The following is a 1,381-nucleotide window of genomic DNA, read 5'->3' on the forward strand; positions in this document are numbered from 1 at the left end:
CCTGCGCGGTACTTCGTACCTTCCAGGCAAAAAACGTGTGGGAGGAAGTGACAGTCGGGGCCGAGACAAACCTCCATTTCGGCTTGACAAACCTGATTGAGAATCACGGCAAAACAACGAAAGGGAAGAAGAAATGACTGAACACATCACCGGAACCGCCTCCGACGAGGCGCGCGCACCGCAGGCTGACAGCATCCACGATGAGGACACCATCGCGCGTGTCGCGTGGGCGTGCATCACCGAACCCGGCGACGTCACCCGCGGCGCCCTCATCACCGCCCACGGCGCAGCCGAAGCGCTCCGCCTCCTTATCAGCAATGAGCTCGAGGGCGACGAGATCACGGCGTTGCGTAACCGGGTCGCGGGCCGGTACAGCCCGGACGTCGTCGCGGAAGCGATCACCCGCACCAAGGCGCAGGGGTTCCAGATTCTGACGCCATCGCACGAGCACTGGCCCGCCGGGCTAACGGACCTCGGGGACACCGCACCGGTCTGCCTATGGGTGCGCGGGAATGCCGCGCTCCTCAGCACCCGATCCATCGCGATCGTCGGCGCCAGGGCTGCGACCGGGTACGGCGAGAACGTCACCATGACCCTCACCCAAGGCCTCGTCGACAACGGCTGGACCATCGTGTCCGGCGCGGCATACGGGATCGACGGAATGGCACACCGCACCGCCCTCGCCAGCCGTGGCAACACGGTCGCAGTGCTGGCCGGCGGAGTAGACCGGTACTACCCGTCCGGCAACGACAGCCTGCTGAGCCGGATCGCGGACGCAGGCGCGATCGTCAGCGAGACGCCGCCCGGGACAGCGCCGACGAAATGGCGATTTCTGCAGCGCAACCGGACCATCGCCACCATCGCCCACAAGACCATCGTCGTCGAGGCGGGGAGCCGCTCCGGATCGCTGGACACGGCTGCACACGCCCTGGCAATCGGCCGACCGGTCGGCGCCGTCCCCGGGCCAATCACAAGCGCAGCGAGCTCGGGATGCCACCGCCTCATCCAAGAGTTCGGCGCGACCCTCATCACCTCAGCCGCCGACGCCGACACCCTCTGACCTGCGGGGCCGGCCAGCCACTCCGGGCTGGCCGGCGAGGGGGAACACCCTTCCCCCTCGCGCACCCTCTTTCTGCCCATCTCCAGCGCGCAACTGGTTTAGTCTGCTCGCTCGGCAAACACCGGACGTGGTGGGGTTTGCGGGACTTTGAGGACGTCGACAGAGTTGCGGATTCCCCAAAGGACCGCGTTTTGACGGACTAGCTTCCTGAGATTGGCGGGTATCCGCCGTCGGGGTGGGGAAGAGTTTCCATCCACTGCGTCGCGCTCATCGCCAGCTCGAGCCCCCGGATCGCTTCACCAGTGGCGGCCGCGGATTCTG

The 1,381-nt window shown here is 66.5% G+C and carries 1 protein-coding gene; it reads left to right on the top strand.

What is annotated here, in order from left to right; genetic code table 11:
• Positions 1–133: 133 nt before the first annotated feature.
• Positions 134–1,060 carry a DNA-processing protein DprA gene (dprA, locus tag B7R21_RS18155; RefSeq protein WP_116284670.1) on the top strand — a complete coding sequence of 309 codons (927 nt, stop codon included), beginning with the start codon at positions 134–136 and terminating at the stop codon, positions 1,058–1,060.
• The last annotated feature ends 321 nt before the right edge of the window (positions 1,061–1,381 follow it).

The organism is Subtercola boreus (genome assembly GCF_003399625.1).
GTDB lineage: Bacteria > Actinomycetota > Actinomycetes > Actinomycetales > Microbacteriaceae > Subtercola > Subtercola boreus_C.